Raw genomic sequence first — 14,802 nt, forward strand, 5'->3', positions numbered from 1 at the left:
CTTGTCCTTCATGAGTTTCCTCAATATCGCCGCAGCAAGGCTCTGGATTAGGTCTTTTGTCAACACGAGCTAGTGCCATTCTGCAACGCCGCGCCACCAAAGTCTTCGACCCCGACCACCGCATGACGGACGCTGAACTCGAGACACTGCTCGGTCTCGCCCGCCGTATGCCAACGGCGTTCAACATCCAAAACTGGCGCTTCGTCGCCGTGACCGATCCAGAACTACGCGCCAAGATCCGCGCCGTCTCATGGGATCAAGCTCAGGTTACCGACTCTTCCGTGCTTCTGGTTCTCTGCGCTGACATCAAGGCGTGGGAGAAATCTACCACGCGCTACTGGGAAAACGCCTCCACCGAAGTGCAGCAATTCATGACCGGCGCGATCGATCAGTATTATCGTGGACGCGAACAGGTCCAGCGCGACGAAGGCATGCGCTCATGCGGCATGGCAGCGGCGGCCATCATGCTTCAGGCCGAAAGCATGGGCTACGGCACATGCCCGATGGACGGTTTCGACTTCGACGCGGTGGGTAAGCTCATCAATCTTCCCACGGACCATGAAATCGTCATGTTCGTCGCGGTCGGCAAATGCGCCAAGGCTCCTCACCCGACGGGCGGCATCCTTCCGACGAACGAGATTATTTTCAGAAATACGTTCTGAGCCATTACCCCGGTCTAAAGTTACTAGAAAGCTGCCCGTGACAAACGCTACCGCTCACACGACATTCCGTCTGACACCGGCGATAACCGGACTGTTCGCCGGGGTGTGCGGCCTGACGGTCGCGAACATCTACTACGCGCAGGCCCTGATCGGCCCCAGCACGAGCGCACTGGCCATTTCCTCCACATGGGCGGGAAGTATCGTCACGCTGACCCAACTCGGCTACGGGGCTGGGTTGGTCCTGATCGTGCCGCTCTGCGACCAGTCCGAAAACCGCCGTCTTATTCTCCTGACGATTGCCGGGCTCATCGTCAGCCTGATCGGCGCGGCGCTCAGCACCTCAGTCGCGACATTCATGCTGTTTTCCATCTCCATCGGCCTGTGTTCCGTTGGATCGCAGATCCTGCTGCCGCTCGCCACGCATTTCGTGGAACCCGGTCAACGTGGTAGAATGACCGGTAATATCATGGGCGGGCTGCTGTCGGGGATCATGCTCTCGCGGCCCGTCGCAAACGCTATGGCGGCCGCGTTCGGCTGGCGAGCCGTGTTCTGGGTCTCTGCTGTCGTCATGATGCTCGCGGGTCTTGGGCTGGCGCGCGTTCTGCCCGTTCAGGCCCCAACCCGTCGCATGTCTTACGGAAGCCTCCTGCGGTCGATCATACATCTTCTGGTCCAATACAGGACGTTAAGGGTTCGCATCGCCTGTCATGGTCTCGTCTTCGCTGTCTTCAACATGTTCCGGACCGCCATTCCGCTTTTGCTTCATGCCCAGTTCGGCTTTAGCCAGAGCAAGATTGCCCTCTTCGCACTCGCGGGAGCAGGCGGCGCACTGGCCGCTCCTCTCGCAGGACGCCGGACTGACCCGTCTGGCGACACTGAGCGCAATCGCACTCGTAGGCGCAACGTCTCTCACCTCGGGCTGGGCCGTCGCTGCAGGTTGGATTATCGTCCTCGCGGTACTTGCGCTGCTGCTGGATGGTGGGGTGCAAACCAACCAGGTCATCAGCCAGCGCGTGGTCTACAGTCTCAACGACACTGCGCGCGGACGCCTGAATGCTGCTTATATGGGCGGTGTGTTCGTCTGCGGTGCGCTCGGATCGTCTTGCGGGGCCGCACTCTACAGCATTGCAGGTTGGTGGAGCTTTGCGATCGCAGGAACGCTCATGTGCCTCGCCTCCCTCGCGCTCTTTGCCGCCACGAATGGTAGGCATGCCGCCTCATGAACCCTGCTCCATTCTCTCCGTCCCTGATATGATTTAAAATGTACGAATAGATAGAAATTCAAGACTAGTCTGCTTACCGGCGTCGACCTTCTTGATTCATTCGTTCAGCGTACGCGTCGAACAATCTACCTTGGCAGTACTCGATCTAAGTGATATCGACTGAATTTTATTATCGGTGTTCTCGTTCGGCTATCAAATTCAGAGTTCCAGAAATACAAATTACTGGAGAATTTCGTTAAATTCCAAAACGTTCCCGTCTGGATCACGAATAAAACAGACGACGCGTCTGTCGTGCCCCATATGCACTGGGCCTTCTGTGATCGTAATCCGTTCCTGTTCCAGCCAGGGAACAAAATCTACCATACTTTCGATAATAAATGCCGCATGTGTGTATCCTGGATATTTGACAGGAACATCCATCAGAACATTACCAGCCGGGTCTGACACACCATTAAAAATAAGATGAAGACGAAGCCCGGATGGGTGATGTAGACCACAGGCTTTCACCGCTGGAGCGTATTCTTCTGGATCACGGATGAAGCCAAATTTGGCATAAAACCGTTCGGAAACGGCGAGATCCGTCACACGAATGCCTACATGATCTAGACTCAGATGAGCAAAGTTCATTGCGCCTCTCCTGTTTTCAAATCCGCTACAATATTCGCGAATGGAACAAACCTCTCCAGGCTTTCCGTGCGCTGCAACCATCTACCAATGGCCTTGTATTCTGATAGATCAACATTTCCTTCCGGAGCTCTCGCAACATAACTGTAAAGCGCGACATCCGCGATTGTCGGTTCTTTGGTTCCTGCGATCCAGGTCCGGCCCAGCAAGGTTTGCTCGATCACTTTGAGTGTGTCGTGAGCACGCTGGATGACCTCTTCCGGATTGAAGGGGGCTCCAAAGACTGTCACAAGACGCGCAGCACAGCATCCATATGTGATTTTTCCTGCCGCAACAGACAGCCAGCGTTGAATTTCCGCCTCTGTTACTAGGTCCTCTGGCAGCCAATGAGATGGCCCCATTTTTCGCGCGACATAAACAAGGATGGCATTGGAATCCGCAATGATGGTCCCGTCATCATCTAGAACGGGAATTTCTCCAAAAGCGTTCAGCCTTAAAAATTCCGGAGTTCTCTGCTCACCCGCAGCAAGGTCGACAAGCGTCAATTCGTGCGGCAGGCCGACAAGAGAGAGAAAGAGGTGCGCCCGATGCGCATGCCCCGAAAGGGGATGATAATAGAGTTTCATGGAGCACTCCCGAAAAAAACGGTTGAACAGATACGTTGTCTTCTCACGCAACAAAGCGTGCGATAATCTGCCAAAAGCGCACTTCATTATTGCGTTTTGTGGCTATAATTTGTTGATTACAGGAGAGAGATCTGATCGACCTTCCGGCATTGCGGATCTTTATGGCCGTGGCCGATCACGCCAGTTTTGTCGGAGCATCCCGAAAGCTGGGTCTTTCCGCAACAACGGTAACACGGACGGTGAGAAGCCTCGAGACAGCTCTCGGAATCTCCTTATTCAACCGTACAACCCGCTCTGTACATCTGACCACTGAAGGCGTGGAGTTTCTGGCTCGGTGTCGGGCAGCGATTTTCGACCTAGATGGTGCGATTGCTATAGCGCAAGGTGCGAGGACTGCCCCCCAGGGAGTATTGTCGATTACCGCCCCCGTTATTTTTGGACGGGTACACGTCCTTCCCGTTGTCACAGAACTTTTAAAAGCCTGGCCGCAATTGAACATCAGGCTTTTTTTGACAGACCGGGTTGTTCATCTTGTGGAAGAAGGAGTTGATCTCGCCATCCGGATTGCGCCTCCACAAGACAGCGCCCTGAAGATGCAGAAAATCGGAGAGGTCCAGAAAATTTTTGTTGCCAGCCCAGCTTATCTGAAGAAACACGGAGAGCCACAGGTCTTTGAGGATCTCGCAACGCATAGCCTCATTGAGGTTAATGAATATGCAGCGGGATATTCTGAGTGGCGACAGGGCGGGAAATCTGGTTTTTCGATAAAAGTCTCGCCCCGGCTTTTCGTGAACAGTGTCGATGCGGCTCTCACAGCCGCCATCGAAGATCTAGGCATCGTCACGGCATTATCCTACCAAACTCACCAATTTGTTGAAAATGGGCAGCTTCGAAGAATTTTGACTGACACCCCCGCCTCAGTACTTCCGGTCTTCATCCTGTTCCCTGCCAAAGAACGTCAGTCCGTAAATGTTCGAACGTTTGTTTCCGCGATGAAAGACAGGTTTATTGCAAAAAGGTCTCTCACAGCACACCCCACATAGCAGAAGGGTCCCGTGCAAACAGCCGCTACCATTTTTATGCATTGTGCGGCTTTACGTTTGAGCTTCATTCCATCGAGTAAATGCAAAGCTTTTTGAGCTCTAAAGCGGCAGACTACCCTGGTTCAGGGAGAGTTCGCACAAGACGCAGAAAAGCGCCGGTCAAAATCTTTGGCGATTGCTGCAAGAGTAACCTCGCCTAGTTGAGCAATCAGAAGCGCCTCAGCTTTTTCGAGTGCGCTCGTCATTGACGCATTTACGGCCTGCTCGACGAGGCAATCGGGCGCCGGGTCGGCCAGGCCAATTGCGAAAATACGCGGCTGCCCCACGGCTTTGTAGACATCAAGCATCGAGATACTTTCCAGCGGCTTCAGAAGCGTCCACCCGCCAGCATGCCCCTTGATGGAACGAACGAACCCCACATCCCGCAGGCCTGCCATCGTACGCCGAATAACAACCGGATTGGTATGCAGCATTTCCGCTGCTTCACCGGAGGTGATGGGCCCATTCGCACGATCCATATGGATCAGCAAATGCATCATTCTCGATAATCGCCCGTCCAGTTGCATCGCCTGCCCTTTATGCTCTTCTATCATGTCACATCAAGAGTTGCAAAAAGCTGATATGCATATATGTAACTCCAGACATTACATATGAAGTTGAATAGGATTTAACCATGTATGATGTGATCGTGATAGGCGGCAGCTTTGCCGGACAAGCGGCAGCTATTCAGCTGGCACGGGCTCGCATGAGCGTTTTGCTGATCGATGCTGGCTTACCGCGAAACCGCTTCGCAGACGCGTCTCATGGTTTCCTCGGCCAGGACGGCAAAGCGCCGAACACCATTATGCGTGAAGCCACTGCACAATTACGGCGATATCCAAATGCGCAGATCTTGCAGAACGACGCGCAGAAGGTGGCACGGAATGGCAAGACGTTTACTGTGTCTCTAGCCAACGGAGCAAAATTTCAGACGAAGCGACTGATACTCGCTACTGGCGTTTCCGATACTTTGCCCGATATCCCTGGTGTAGCGGAACGATGGGGCAAGACCGTTCTTCATTGCCCTTACTGCCACGGATATGAGATCCGCAATCATCAACTTGGAATTATCGCCACAAACCCAATGTCAATCCATCAGGCAACATTAATACCCGATTGGGGACCAACAACTTACTTCACTCAGGGAATTTACGAGCCGGATCCAGAGCAGGCAATGTTACTTAGCAAGCGCGGCGTCGTGATCGAACGTACTCCAATCATTTCTCTCATCGGAGATGCTCCTGGTTTGGATGCCGTGAAGCTGGCGGATGGACGGCTCATTGAAGTCGCAGCTGTGTTCACGGTACCGAAAACCAGACCTGCCAGCCCGATTGCCGAGGATCTGGGCTGTATTCTGGAAAACGGACCTACCGGTCCGTTCATCAAGGTCGATACTTGGGGCGCAACCTCTGTGTCTGGGGTCTATGTAACTGGAGATGCGGCTAACCCGATGCATAATGCAACGGTCGCAGCAGCGTCGGGTGTACTGGCGGGGATAGCGGCGCACCAATCTTTAGCCAGGGCGTGATCACACGGTAACGCAATCCCCTGCCCGCATCGAACGCTCAGTTTTCTTTTCTATGCCCGAGCCGATGGCCAGGTCGGAACCCATAAGAGCGGGCTTGCCATGCGATCAGGAAGCTTACAGCAGCGAGTGCCATCACAATCCAGGGGAATGACAGAGCTCCCCACGTTTCCAGCAATACACCACCCAACAGGCCACCGCCGGCTATGGCGCTGTTCCAGACGACGACATTCATCGATAATGCAACATCTGTGCCCTCCCCGGCTGCATCAGCCAGAGCCGTCTGGAGCAACGTCGCGGCCCCTCCGAAAGTCAGACCCCATATCGTAACGCCAATCATAATCACCGCAGGCGATGCTGACCTAATTGCAAAAACGCCTGCAACAGCAGCGAATATTGCCAGACTGACCAGAACAGAAAGCCGGAGGGCATGATCGACCGTACAACTGGTGAGCCAGATGCCTGCAAGGGCAGAAAGACCAAAAAGCAGGAGGATGCGGTCCGCCTCTCCTGCCAGTCCCGCCGGTGCAATGAACGGTACGATATAAGTGTAGAGAACGTTATGCGCGAGCATCCATGTTACCACGACGCCCAGAACAGATCGCACCCCCGGTGTTCGCAGGACATGACCGAACGGCTGGCGCTCATGATGTGCCAGGCCTGGAAAATCAGGAACCTTCGCCAGAACCCAGACAATTAACAGCACGCTGGCACCCGACATAATCCAGAAGGCCAGTCTCCATCCCACAGCCGCGCCCAGCCAAGTGCCCGCCGGAACACCCACAGAAAGCGCGATCGGCGTGCCAACCATGGCGATAGCCAGAGCACGTCCTTGCCGGGCGGGTATCACAATTCTGCGTGCATAGCCTGCCAGCAGGGCCCAGGCGAGCCCTGCCGCTGCACCCGCGCCATATCGCGCCACAAGGGTCAGGTCATAATCCGTCGAGAATGCTGTGACGGAGTTGAAAACTACAAAACCAATGATCGCCAATAACAGAACCCGCCTTCGCCGCCATCGCTGTGTGGCCAATGTTAGCGGAATCGCAGCACTCAGGGAGCCCAGAGCGTAAGCCGTGACCATCTGCCCTGCCAAGGCGGGGGAAACATGCAGCCCAGCCCCGATCTCAGGCAGCAAACCTGCAGGAAGAGTTTCGGTCATGATGCAGATGAAGCCAGTCATCGCCAAGGCGAGTAAGCCGACCATAGGTAATCTGTCGTCGGGACTTCTGCAAAGGGGTATCGTTTTGGAGGTCATACGGCTCTCATATATGGATCGAATGATCTATATATGAGAGTGTAAATTCTTGGCAATTATTTCTGGATCACTTAATATGAAAGTCTTTCAAAAGGAGCAATACCATGGCGCGAACAGGGCGTCCCCGGGAGTTTGACAGGGACAAAGCACTCAATGCCGCCATGACGCTTTTCTGGGCGCAGGGCTACGAACCGACCTCCCTGACACAGCTCAAATCCTGCATGGGCAATATTTCGCCGGCAAGTTTTTATGCCGCGTTCGGCTCGAAGGAAGCCCTGTTTCGCGAAGTGGTGCAGCATTATCTGGCGACCTATGGGCAGGTGATGGCGCCCTTATGGGACGAAAACCTGACACCGCGGGATGCGATTGAACGGGCTTTGCGCGGTTCGGCGCGCATGCAGGCTTCCCGGACGCATCCCTGTGGCTGTCTGGTCGTATCGGGCGCCAGTAACTGTTCGCCCGAAAACGAAGCCGTTCAGGCCCTTCTCGCTACAGAGCGCCAGCGGACGCGGGCCGGAATCCGGGTCTGCGTGGAACGCGCGCTTGCCCACGGCGAACTGCGCGATTGTGCAACAACAGCGGCCCTGCCCGATATTTTCGCGACATTTTTCCATGGCATGACATGCGAAGCGCGGGACGGGGTGACGTCAACACATCTGGATATCGCCATCACCTCGCTTCTGACCTTATGGGATGCCAACGCGGTGCTCACCACGCCGTGAAACGGTCTGCCAGATATTGATGAGCCTGCAACAGGCAAAGCCTTAAGCCGTCAATTCTATATCGAACACTCCATAATTCCTTGACCCCGTTTTACGCACATATTATGGACCATCCAGTACGGAATTAAATTCCGGAACAAATCGCCGTGTCTCGGCCAAGGAATCCGGTTATGAGCAAACAGGACATCGCATTCATCACGGGTGCCAATCGCGGCATCGGATACAGTATCGCGAAACATCTGATTGCCTCGGGCATCAACGTGATCGGGACCTATCACTCCAACGAAGACGAGGCGAACGCTGCCGAAGCAGCCCTCGTCAGCGAGAACGCAAAACTGCGCATGCTGAAGCTGGATATCGTGGACCATGAATCGTTCGCGGATTTTTCCGGGCAAGTCAGAGCAATTCTCGAGCGCGAATTCGGCCAACAGAGGCTGAATTATGTAGTCCAGAATGCGGGCAATATCATTCACACCCGCTTTGATGCTGCGACAGCTGAACAACTCGATAACCAGTACAACATCCATTTCAAAGGCCCCTATCTTCTGACGGTGGCCCTCCTGCCCCTGATCCGGGACGGCGGTCGTATTCTCAACATCACCTCTGCCGCGACCCGTTTCTACCTGACGGATCATGGACCTTATTCAGCCATGAAAGCCGCTACCGAAGTCATCTCGCTCTACATGGCGAAAGAACTGGGAGAGCGGGACATCACCGTCAATGCCGTCGCCCCTGGTGCGATCGCCTCGGATTTCGGCGGTGGTCTGGTCCGTGACGATGCCACGATTAACAGAAGCCTTGCAGAGATCACGCCTCTGGGGCGGGTCGGACAGCCCGATGACATTGGTGCCGCCATCCGTGCCCTTCTGTCTGACGATATGCGCTGGGTGAATGGCCAACGCATTGAGGTGACGGGAGGCCAATCGCTATGACACTCAGACATTCACAACCGGGAGAGGCCTCATGATCCACGTTATGGCCAGCAGTGTCATTCCTGCATCCCTTCCCTCTGTCTGGCGGTTGGTCCGTAATTTCGGCGCCCTTGGACGTTGGTTGCCGGGCGTCAAAAGCTGCGTGATCGAAGGCAATGAATCCGCTGACCGCGTCGGCGCAATTCGCCTAGTTGAGATGGGGGATGTCGGACTCATCCGCGAACAGCTTCTGGCACTCTCCGACGTGGATCACGCGGTCACGTTCTCGATCGTTGAATCAGCCCTGCCGGTCAGGAACTATCGCTCTACCATCAGCCTTCTTCCCATAACGAAGAGCGACCACACGTTCATCCAATGGCGGGGGCAGTTCGAAGCCCCAGTCGAACATGCCGCCAGTATGGAGGCCCGGATGCCGACACAGATCTACCAGCCAGCTTTCGACAGATTGGCCGAGATACTGGCCTCAGAGACGACATTGTCATGAAGGAACCTGAACCCATGATCCAGTCCCCCTCTAACGCTTTGCGATCAGGCACATTCAGGCTTGGCGGCGATCTCGGCATCAACCGGCTTGGTTTCGGTGCGATGCGCATCACTGGCCAGGGTATATGGGGGCCGCCTGCCGATCACGACGAAGCCATCCGCACACTGAAGCGCCTCCCAGAACTCGGCGTCAATTTCATCGACACGGCGGACTCCTATGGTCCGGACGTCTCCGAATGGCTGATCAGGGAAGCTCTGCATCCCTATCCCAAAGGCTTGGTCATCGCGACGAAAGGCGGCCTCACCCGCTCCGGCCCCGACATCTGGAAACCGGTCGGACGGCCGGAATATCTATTGCAGCAAGTGCACAAAAGTCTGCGTAACCTCGGCGTCGAGCAGATCGATCTGTGGCAACTCCACCGGATCGATCCCAGAGTCCCGGCAGACGAACAGTTCGACGCGGTCCGCTCTTTCATTGATCAGAAACTGATCCGTCATGCCGGACTGAGCGAGGTCTCCGTCGACCACATCAAAACAGCATCGAAATTCTTCGACGTCGCGACCGTCCAGAACCGCTACAATCTCGTCGATCGCACCAGCGAGGACGTACTCGACTACTGCACGCAGCAGAACATCGGGTTCATCCCGTGGTTCCCTCTCGCCGCCGGCGACCTCGCCAGGCCGGGATCCATATTGGACACGATAGCGAAGAAATACGGCTCGCATCCAAGCCAGATTGCTCTTGCCTGGGTCCTGATGCGCAGCAAGGCGATGCTTCCGATCCCCGGCACGTCCAAGGTCGCCCATCTGGAACAGAATGTCGCGGCTGCCGATATCACACTGTCCGATGAAGACTTCGCGGCGCTGGACGCAGAAGGCCGCAAGGCATTCCAGTCAACGCCTTAAGGAAACGCGTCCGGACAGTTACAACCCCAGTGTCGAAAGACCGGGGTGACTGTCCGGACGCCGTCCCTTAGGCCACCGGAACAGGCGGTCGGTCGCCGAAATGGGTTGGTCGTTGATTGACGCTGCGCGGTAACGCATCAACCCGTTTTCATCGAACTCCCAGTTCTCGTTCCCATGGGACCTAAACCACTGTCCGGCCTGATCCTGCCACTCATAAGCAAAGCGGACCGCGATCCGGTTATCCTGAAAAGCCCAGAGTTCCTTGATAAGGCGGTATTCCTGCTCGCGCTCCCATTTGCGCGTCAGGAACGCCACGATGTCCTCGCGTCCGTGGATGAATTCCAGGCGATTGCGCCACTGGCTATCGGTCGTATAGGCCTGCGCCACCGTTTCAGGATCCTGGCCATTCCAGGCATCTTCCGCGAGACGGACTTTCTGAGCAGCGGTTTCAGCATTGAAGGGAGGCAACGGGGGTCGGGATATTGGGAATTCCGCCTCTGGTTCGGGGACGGATCACGAGTTGATCCGAGACCTGTCAGTGTTTTCCAAAAGAGCATTGACGAAAGGACAATGATCTCTCATTTCAGGCCATGACCAAACAGATCGGTATTCTTCTCTATCCAGACTTCCAGTTACTCGACGCTGCCGGAGTGACGGCAGCCTTCGAGATTGCCGGAGGATTTGGGGGCGCGCCGTATGAGATGACGCCCCTGTCCCACCATGGTGGTCTGGTCCGGTCGTCTTCCGGGATGACGATCGAGACTGTTCCGCTCGCGGCGGCACGGTCGTTCGATACGCTTATCGTTGTCGGAGGCGAAGGCCACAGGCAGGCTATGAGCTGCCCAGAATTACTGGATTTTATAAGGCATCAGGCCAGAACTGCGCGACGTATCTGCAGTGTGTGTACAGGTGCTTTCCTGCTAGCAGAAGCTGGCATGCTTGATGGTCGTCGTGTGACGACACACTGGCAACAGGCTTCGGCCATGGCAGCACAGTTCCCTAAAATCCGGGTTTCGGCAGATGCCATTCATCTTCATAATGGCCCGGTTTGGACATCTGCGGGGATCAGCGCTGGCATCGACATGGCGCTGGCGTTGATTACCGAAGATCTTGGGGCCGAGATTGCCCGTCGTACGGCGCAGCAAATGGTGGTGTTCTATCACCGTCCCGGAGGACAGTCTCAGTTCTCGGCACTCCTCGAGATGACGAGCCCTCAGGAACGCTTTGCCGAACTGTTGGGATGGATCCGGTCCGACCTGGAACAGCGCCTGACCGTAGACGTTCTTGCAAGTCAGGCCGGCATGAGCCCCCGCAATTTTTCTCGCAGTTTTCGAGTAGCCGTGGGAATGAGTCCCGCCAGAGCGGTCGAGAAACTGCGTCTGGAAACCGCGCGGGAACGAATGGAAAGATCCACCCTCCCCATTGAAGCCATCGCCGTCATGACGGGCTTTCATGATCCCGAACGGATGCGACGTGCCTTCTTACGTGAGTTCCATCAGCCGCCTCAGGCTATCAGGCGAAATGCCACTGCCAAGACGACCTGAGAGTGCTCATTTTTCCTGGACGAGAAGGCGGTTCATTTTGCAAGCAATCCCGATGAGGTCCACTTCAATGATGGATCGCGTCTATCCCGCTAGAACAGGTCAAACACGCGGCAGATCAGGACACTTCCTAGAATTTAACCCTTTGAATGAGGGGCAGTCCGCAGGAAGAGCAGAATTTCTTCAAGAACCTGCCATCGGTTCCTTTCCATAACCACCATATGCGTTCCTTCCCCAATCTCTATCCAGCGACGATACGATGCGTTGAAAAAACGTGAAAACAGATTCCCCATCTGCTGAGTGGTTACGTCTAAATCCCACTCAGCATGAAGCAAAAGAACCGGGACCGTGATCTTTTCGGGACTGTAAAACGCCTTCCCTACGGACCAGTAGTCACGGACATCCTGAATCACACCCGCAGGTGCCCGGATCACTCCACCCTGCTCTGCGGGATCGCTCGCAAGAATAACTGCGACCCACTGTTCAAACCATCCTGCTGGCAGAATCTCTTCGCGTTTCTGCTCAGGTGCGCCTTCAAGCCAGCGCTGGCGAAATGCCTGAACTTTAAAGCGTCGATAAGCAAGTACAGGACCACCAGGATCCAGACGAGAAACCCCGTCATTGATCCATTGCGGTGCAATCAGCGTTAATTTCTCCACCTTGTCATTGTGAGCAGCCGTATATGCGCCGGTAACCGTGCCACCCCAGGACATTCCGATCAGGCAAAGACGTGGGATGGCAAGCGTTACGAGAAGATAGTCAACAGCAGTACTCAGATCGCGTACTGCTGTTTCGGTCCTGACCTGAGGCAGGGCAGCTTCAGGTGCACCTCTCATTCCATCAGGACGCGTTGATCCTCCGAAACCCCGTACGTTGAGCGCATAAACATCGAACCCTTCCTGAGCGAGGAGATCCATGAATGCGCCCTCCCCGACAGGCACATCGAAAAGACTTTCTGCCGGCAGTGTCGCGCCATGCATCAGCAAGATAGTGCGCAGTGAACCAAATATCTGGATGTCTGCACGTCGTTTATGGCGCAGATGAAGCGAGATATCGGCCGTATCACCCGGGATGAACAGGTTTTCCATAAGCAGATTTGTCATCTGGCGTCTCCTACATTTGGTTGCGCAAATTCCCATGCAAATCCTGCTGGACGACGCCTTACATATCCGGCACCCGTTTCAGCGAAATGACTGGTAAAGCAGAGACTCCCGCTTTCCGCCGCTTCTCTAAGAAACCACCGCCGCGAACACTCGGCAGGCTGAACGAATTCGCAGTAAACGGTCCGCAGATCCGGACGATAAACCTGCAGAGGATGGTGCATGACATCTCCTGTAAACCACGCCTCTTCACCATCTGACCGCAACCGGATCGAGGCATGATCGATGCTATGACCGGGAGTAGGATGAAAGGAGAAACCCGCAAGAACCTCTTGACCGTCGATGGTAATCGCCTCTCCCAGCCCGGCTTCGATAACGGGGAGCATGCTGTCTGTATAGACACGTGGGAGTGGGCGATGGTCCGGGCATCCTAAGATCTCTGGAGGCAGGTCTGGAGCAGGGTCAATACCGTCATTGCTGGCGCCGTATCGGGCCTCAATCACTGAGAAAACATGACGGGCCTTCGGAAAGGTCGGCACCCATTTTCCGTTGTGCAAACGCGTATTCCATCCAACATGATCGGCATGAATATGCGTATGCAAGACGACATCAACCTGCTCCGGCTGTACTCCTGCTGCCACGAGATGTTCGAGAAACGGTGTATGCAGATGATCCAGTGCCGGTGCGGCAGGTAATGGCTTATCGTTGCCCGTGGCAGTATCAACCAAGATATTGAGACCAGCAACCTGAACAAGCCATGCATATGTTCCTTGCGCGAGCCCACCGGTCACGGGGTTAAATGATCCTGGCGTCAAATACGGACCGAATATTGCAAGTGCCTCGGCGTCGATATCCGGATACAGTTTGTGGGGGCGCGCGTTATCCCAGTGAAGTTCGGGAATACGCGTGACACGGGCGTCGCCCACTTGAAATGCTGCTGCCATGATTGACTCAATGCGATTGTTTTACGTCGCATCAGACGTTAGGGTGCGCGCAAACATCACACAAATCGATTTGATATATGAAACCCATCGATCATTTCAATCTTCGTTCCTTCGATCTCAATCTTCTGATTGCTTTCGACGCCCTCGTTTCAGAACGTAGCGTCACAAAGGCGGCACGACGCCTTCGCATTCAACAACCCGCAATGAGCCATGCACTCGCCACCCTCCGAATGTTACTGGGCGATGATGTGCTCGTCAGAACCGGTGCTGTCATGCAGCCGACCGCCAAAGCGTCAACCATGGCGTCACATGTCTCGAAGTTGTTGAGGCAGGCTCAGCACATCCTGATGTCTGAGGAACAATTTGATCCTGCGACGGAACAGCGCATCTTTCGTTTCGGCTTTTCGTCCGAACTTGAAGTCTTTCTGATGCCTAAACTGACGGCCTATTTGCAACGGCATGCACCTGGAATACGACTGCTGTCACGTGGATCTCCTCGGAGTGAGGTCTATACATTACTGGATACGGGCGCGCTGGATATTGCAGTGGGGTGTTTCGATTACAGTTTGGAACGCCATTGTGGGGTATCGTTGTATGAGCAGTCTCTCGTCTGCTGCTTCAACCCGAAGCTGATCGATCCGGATGCTCCAATCACGGTTGAGCGTTATCTTGCATTGCCCCATGTTCTCATGACGCTGAAAGATGACATCCAGGGATGCCTGTCAGACGCACTGATGCAGATTGGTCAGGAACTCAACGTGGTTCTCGCTGCATCAGATTTTCTGACGGCACTTGCTGCCGCAGCGGCCGCACCCGTTCTGGCTACGCTTCCCAGCCGGATCGCTCAGCAGCATGCCGCGCATTTCGGTTTGGCAATCCATCCCGTTCCACTGGACCTGCGTATCCCGGCAGTATCGATGATCTGGTCAGCCCGGAGTGATCGTGATCCTGCCGCAGTATGGCTGCGCGATGCTGTCGCATCACTATTGGGTAGCTATGTAAAATGAGATTTTTAATGGGCGCTCAAAATAGCTAAGACAGATAAATCTCCCCAGAAAAAGATAGGCTGTCATAGCTTCCCCAAAGCACGAGGAGTCATGACGACTTGGAGGGTTCGAAAAACCCTCTGGTATTGAGGTCTGCTCTGTGATTCCATTTTCCTTGCGTTGATTGGAGT

Annotated in this window: 17 protein-coding genes; 10 read left to right on the plus strand and 7 right to left on the minus strand. The window is 55.0% G+C overall.

Annotation, left to right across the window (positions count from 1 at the left end):
* The first annotated feature begins 56 nt into the window (after positions 1–56).
* On the plus strand, positions 57–662 hold the full coding sequence (locus HK24_RS05810) for a nitroreductase family protein (RefSeq protein WP_198942069.1): 606 nt from the start codon (positions 57–59) through the stop codon (positions 660–662).
* Positions 663–699: 37 nt separating this feature from the next.
* Positions 700–1,869, plus strand: a complete 1,170-nt coding sequence (locus HK24_RS05815; RefSeq protein ID WP_233126134.1) for an MFS transporter — start codon at positions 700–702, stop codon at positions 1,867–1,869.
* A gap of 235 nt (positions 1,870–2,104) precedes the next feature.
* Here HK24_RS05815 and HK24_RS05820 read toward each other — a convergent pair whose 3' ends face one another.
* Both HK24_RS05820 and HK24_RS05825 read right to left on the minus strand, forming a co-directional pair.
* Positions 2,105–2,512 carry a VOC family protein gene (locus tag HK24_RS05820; protein WP_086633687.1) on the minus strand — a complete coding sequence of 136 codons (408 nt, stop codon included), beginning with the start codon at positions 2,510–2,512 and terminating at the stop codon, positions 2,105–2,107.
* Entirely contained in the window at positions 2,509–3,135 is a 627-nt protein-coding gene (locus HK24_RS05825) for a glutathione S-transferase family protein (protein ID WP_086633688.1), read from the minus strand. The genes HK24_RS05820 and HK24_RS05825 overlap by 4 nt, the downstream gene beginning before the upstream one ends.
* Positions 3,136–3,284: 149 nt before the next feature.
* On the opposite strand from HK24_RS05825, the gene HK24_RS05830 reads away from it, so the two are divergent.
* Positions 3,285–4,178 (plus strand): LysR family transcriptional regulator, encoded by an 894-nt coding sequence (locus HK24_RS05830; protein ID WP_255376435.1) that lies wholly within the window; start codon positions 3,285–3,287, stop codon positions 4,176–4,178.
* A 122-nt stretch (positions 4,179–4,300) separates the two neighbouring features.
* Here the strand turns inward: HK24_RS05830 and HK24_RS05835 are convergent, their stop codons facing one another.
* Entirely contained in the window at positions 4,301–4,717 is a 417-nt protein-coding gene (locus HK24_RS05835) for an Rrf2 family transcriptional regulator (RefSeq protein ID WP_233126135.1), read from the minus strand.
* Positions 4,718–4,851: 134 nt separating this feature from the next.
* Between HK24_RS05835 and HK24_RS05840 the strand changes: the two genes are divergently transcribed.
* A complete protein-coding gene (locus HK24_RS05840) occupies positions 4,852–5,745 on the plus strand; it encodes an NAD(P)/FAD-dependent oxidoreductase (RefSeq protein WP_086633690.1) in 894 nt (297 codons plus the stop codon).
* A 37-nt stretch (positions 5,746–5,782) separates the two neighbouring features.
* On the opposite strand, the gene HK24_RS05845 is transcribed toward HK24_RS05840, so the two are convergent.
* Positions 5,783–6,997, minus strand: coding sequence for an MFS transporter (locus HK24_RS05845; RefSeq protein WP_086633691.1), 1,215 nt, complete (start codon positions 6,995–6,997; stop codon positions 5,783–5,785).
* Positions 6,998–7,101: 104 nt separating this feature from the next.
* On the opposite strand from HK24_RS05845, the gene HK24_RS05850 reads away from it, so the two are divergent.
* The 4 genes from HK24_RS05850 (at position 7,102) to HK24_RS05865 (ending at position 10,040) form a co-directional block, all read left to right on the plus strand.
* On the plus strand, positions 7,102–7,719 hold the full coding sequence (locus HK24_RS05850) for a TetR/AcrR family transcriptional regulator (RefSeq protein ID WP_086633692.1): 618 nt from the start codon (positions 7,102–7,104) through the stop codon (positions 7,717–7,719).
* Positions 7,720–7,889: 170 nt separating this feature from the next.
* A complete protein-coding gene (locus HK24_RS05855; protein ID WP_086633693.1) occupies positions 7,890–8,651 on the plus strand; it encodes an SDR family NAD(P)-dependent oxidoreductase in 762 nt (253 codons plus the stop codon).
* Between the two features lie 31 nt (positions 8,652–8,682).
* Positions 8,683–9,135 (plus strand): SRPBCC family protein, encoded by a 453-nt coding sequence (locus tag HK24_RS05860; RefSeq protein WP_086633694.1) that lies wholly within the window; start codon positions 8,683–8,685, stop codon positions 9,133–9,135.
* A gap of 14 nt (positions 9,136–9,149) precedes the next feature.
* Positions 9,150–10,040, plus strand: coding sequence for an aldo/keto reductase (locus HK24_RS05865; protein WP_086633701.1), 891 nt, complete (start codon positions 9,150–9,152; stop codon positions 10,038–10,040).
* 18 nt (positions 10,041–10,058) lie between these two features.
* Here the strand turns inward: HK24_RS05865 and HK24_RS05870 are convergent, their stop codons facing one another.
* On the minus strand, positions 10,059–10,523 hold the full coding sequence (locus HK24_RS05870) for a nuclear transport factor 2 family protein (protein WP_086633695.1): 465 nt from the start codon (positions 10,521–10,523) through the stop codon (positions 10,059–10,061).
* A gap of 107 nt (positions 10,524–10,630) precedes the next feature.
* On the opposite strand from HK24_RS05870, the gene HK24_RS05875 reads away from it, so the two are divergent.
* On the plus strand, positions 10,631–11,584 hold the full coding sequence (locus HK24_RS05875) for a GlxA family transcriptional regulator (protein WP_086633696.1): 954 nt from the start codon (positions 10,631–10,633) through the stop codon (positions 11,582–11,584).
* A 134-nt stretch (positions 11,585–11,718) separates the two neighbouring features.
* Here the strand turns inward: HK24_RS05875 and HK24_RS05880 are convergent, their stop codons facing one another.
* Both HK24_RS05880 and HK24_RS05885 read right to left on the minus strand, forming a co-directional pair.
* Entirely contained in the window at positions 11,719–12,684 is a 966-nt protein-coding gene (locus HK24_RS05880) for an alpha/beta hydrolase (RefSeq protein WP_086633697.1), read from the minus strand.
* Positions 12,681–13,625, minus strand: a complete 945-nt coding sequence (locus HK24_RS05885; RefSeq protein ID WP_086633698.1) for an MBL fold metallo-hydrolase — start codon at positions 13,623–13,625, stop codon at positions 12,681–12,683. The genes HK24_RS05880 and HK24_RS05885 overlap by 4 nt, the downstream gene beginning before the upstream one ends.
* A 77-nt stretch (positions 13,626–13,702) precedes the next feature.
* Here HK24_RS05885 and HK24_RS05890 point away from each other — a divergent pair, with 77 nt between their 5' ends.
* Positions 13,703–14,632 (plus strand): LysR family transcriptional regulator, encoded by a 930-nt coding sequence (locus HK24_RS05890; protein ID WP_086633699.1) that lies wholly within the window; start codon positions 13,703–13,705, stop codon positions 14,630–14,632.
* The last annotated feature ends 170 nt before the right edge of the window (positions 14,633–14,802 follow it).

Source organism: Gluconobacter sp. DsW_058, assembly GCF_002153615.1.
GTDB lineage: Bacteria > Pseudomonadota > Alphaproteobacteria > Acetobacterales > Acetobacteraceae > Gluconobacter > Gluconobacter cerinus.